1 protein-coding gene is annotated in these 626 nt (G+C 46.0%); it reads right to left on the reverse strand.

Annotation, left to right across the window (positions count from 1 at the left end; all coding sequences use genetic code 11):
- Window positions 1–626: response regulator (locus R7Z77_RS26495; RefSeq protein WP_318137191.1), on the reverse strand; the 626-nt coding region annotated here is incomplete at both ends.

Consider the following 626-nt stretch of genomic DNA (forward strand, 5'->3'; position numbering starts at 1 on the left):
TTTAGGCACATAAGCGTCCATCCCGGAGTCAAAACAGCGTTGAATATCGTCGTCGACCACACTGGCTGTTAGCGCGATGATCGGCGTTTTTTCGAGTCCTAAGCTTGCTTCATAAGCGCGGATCTGTTTCGTTGCTTCGAAACCATCCATCACCGGCATCATGCAGTCCATCAAAATCAGACAGTATTGGGATGTTCTGAACATGTCGACCGCTTCCTCACCATTCGCAGCGACATCAAAACTAAAGCCGGCTTTGGTGACATGCAACCCAGCAATTTTTTGGTTCACAGTATTGTCGTCTACAACGAGCACTTTGGGTAATGTTTCAAGTCGGGTTGCAGGCTGAACGACGGAAATAGATTGAGTAAATCGTTCAGCACAGCTTTCAAGCGCTTTGAGTAGACGTTGTCCTAGCAAAGGTTGAGTAATGATCGCTGCGACACGGTGACCGAAATCAAGCTGTTGGCTGTGTAGATGGTTGATTAGGCAAACTTGCACATGTTGATGTTCCAAATTTCGCATCAAATCTGTGTTCTTCACTGCGGCATCTGGTGTCGTTTCAACATAAAGAATGATGATGCGTTCTTTGTCGTTAATCCATGTCGGAAGAGCACTAAGATCATGAA

The organism is Vibrio sp. 1401 (assembly GCF_033340295.1).